1 rRNA gene is annotated in these 2,917 nt (G+C 52.8%); it reads right to left on the bottom strand.

The window, feature by feature from the left end:
* Positions 1 to 17: 17 nt before the first annotated feature.
* Positions 18 to 2,899, bottom strand: a 23S ribosomal RNA gene (locus LGM89_RS36985).
* Positions 2,900 to 2,917: the final 18 nt, after the last annotated feature.

The following is a 2,917-nucleotide window of genomic DNA, read 5'->3' as shown; positions in this document are numbered from 1 at the left end:
CGAAACAGACTTGTTATAGGATCAAGCCTTACGGGCAATTAGTATCAGTTAGCTGAACGCATTACTGCGCTTACACACCTGACCTATCAACGTCCTGGTCTCGAACGACCCTTCAAGGGGATCTAGTCCCCAGGGATATCTCATCTTAAGGCGAGTTTCCCGCTTAGATGCTTTCAGCGGTTATCTCTTCCGAACATAGCTACCCGGCGATGCCACTGGCGTGACAACCGGTACACCAGAGGTTCGTCCACTCCGGTCCTCTCGTACTAGGAGCAGCCCCCTTCAAATATCCAACGCCCACGGCAGATAGGGACCAAACTGTCTCACGACGTTTTAAACCCAGCTCACGTACCTCTTTAAATGGCGAACAGCCATACCCTTGGGACCGGCTACAGCCCCAGGATGAGATGAGCCGACATCGAGGTGCCAAACACCGCCGTCGATATGAACTCTTGGGCGGTATCAGCCTGTTATCCCCAGAGTACCTTTTATCCGTTGAGCGATGGCCCTTCCATACAGAACCACCGGATCACTATGACCTGCTTTCGCACCTGCTCGACTTGTCGGTCTCGCAGTTAAGCACGCTTATGCCATTGCACTATCAGCACGATTTCCGACCGTACCTAGCGTACCTTCGTACTCCTCCGTTACGCTTTGGGAGGAGACCGCCCCAGTCAAACTGCCTACCATGCACTGTCCCCGACCCGGATCACGGGCCAAGGTTAGAACCTCAAACAAACCAGGGTGGTATTTCAAGGACGGCTCCACCGAAACTAGCGTTCCGGTTTCATAGCCTCCCACCTATCCTACACAGATCGGTTCAAAGTCCAATGCAAAGCTACAGTAAAGGTTCATGGGGTCTTTCCGTCTAGCCGCGGGTAGATTGCATCATCACAAACACTTCAACTTCGCTGAGTCTCGGGAGGAGACAGTGTGGCCATCGTTACGCCATTCGTGCAGGTCGGAACTTACCCGACAAGGAATTTCGCTACCTTAGGACCGTTATAGTTACGGCCGCCGTTTACCGGGACTTCAATCAAGAGCTTGCACCCCATCATTTAATCTTCCGGCACCGGGCAGGCGTCACACCCTATACGTCCACTTTCGTGTTTGCAGAGTGCTGTGTTTTTATTAAACAGTCGCAGCCACCAGTTTATTGCAACCCCTTCACCCTCCTGGCGCAGGCCAGTCAAGCTACAAGGGCGTACCTTATCCCGAAGTTACGGTACCAATTTGCCGAGTTCCTTCTCCCGAGTTCTCTCAAGCGCCTTAGAATACTCATCTCGCCCACCTGTGTCGGTTTGCGGTACGGTCATCGTTAGACTGAAGCTTAGAGGCTTTTCTTGGAACCACTTCCAATTGCTTCGCTCCCTAGGGAGCTCGCGCCACACCCTTGAATCCTGCGCCCGGATTTGCCTAAGCGCCTTCTCCAATGCAGCGACCGGGACTTCCAACACCCGGACAACCTTCCGCGATCCGTCCCCCCATCGCATCTAACAATGGTGCAGGAATATTGACCTGCTTCCCATCAGCTACGCATTTCTGCCTCGCCTTAGGGGCCGACTCACCCTACGCCGATGAACGTTGCGTAGGAAACCTTGGGCTTACGGCGAGGGGGCCTTTCACCCCCTTTATCGCTACTCATGTCAGCATTCGCACTTCCGATACCTCCAGCACGCTTTTCAACGCACCTTCGCAGGCTTACGGAACGCTCTCCTACCATGCGTGCAAAGCACGCATCCGCAGCTTCGGTATATAGCTTAGCCCCGTTACATCTTCCGCGCAGGACGACTCGATCAGTGAGCTATTACGCTTTCTTTAAAGGGTGGCTGCTTCTAAGCCAACCTCCTGACTGTTTTAGCCTTCCCACTTCGTTTCCCACTTAGCTATATTTGGGGACCTTAGCTGGCGGTCTGGGTTGTTTCCCTCTTGACACCGGACGTTAGCACCCGATGTCTGTCTCCCGTGATTGCACTCTTCGGTATTCGGAGTTTGCTATGGCGGGGTAATCTGCAATAGACCCCCCAACCATGACAGTGCTCTACCCCCGAAGGTGAGACACGAGGCACTACCTAAATAGTTTTCGGAGAGAACCAGCTATTTCCAAGTTTGTTTAGCCTTTCACCCCTATCCACAGCTCATCCCCTAACTTTTCAACGTTAGTGGGTTCGGACCTCCAGTACGTGTTACCGCACCTTCATCCTGGCCATGGATAGATCACTTGGTTTCGGGTCTACGCCCAGCAACTGAACGCCCTATTCGGACTCGCTTTCGCTACGCCTGCCCTATACGGTTAAGCTTGCTACTGAACGTAAGTCGCTGACCCATTATACAAAAGGTACGCCGTCACCCCTTACGAGGCTCCGACTGTTTGTATGCATGCGGTTTCAGGATCTATTTCACTCCCCTCCCGGGGTTCTTTTCGCCTTTCCCTCACGGTACTGGTTCACTATCGGTCGATCACGAGTATTTAGCCTTGGAGGATGGTCCCCCCATCTTCAGACAGGATTTCACGTGTCCCGCCCTACTTGTCGCACACCTAGTTCTTTCATACTGTTTTCGCCTACAGGGCTATCACCTGCTATGGCCGCACTTTCCAGAGCGTTCGGCTAACAATACAAATAAAGAGTGCAAGGCTCATCCCATTTCGCTCGCCACTACTTTGGGAATCTCGGTTGATTTCTTTTCCTGCGGTTACTTAGATGTTTCAGTTCACCGCGTTCGCTTCGCATGGCCTATGTATTCAGCCATGGATACTCCAAAAGGAGTGGGTTTCCCCATTCGGACATCTACGGATCAAAGCTTGTTTGCCAGCTCCCCGTAGCTTTTCGCAGGCTACCGCGTCCTTCATCGCCTGTGATCGCCAAGGCATCCACCACATGCACTTGTTCGCTTGACCCTATAACGAGTCTGTCTC

It is taken from the genome of Burkholderia sp. AU31624 (genome assembly GCF_020420065.1).
GTDB lineage: Bacteria > Pseudomonadota > Gammaproteobacteria > Burkholderiales > Burkholderiaceae > Burkholderia.
Note: the sequence above shows the minus strand (reverse complement) of the source record. Positions and strands in the feature narration are given on the sequence as shown.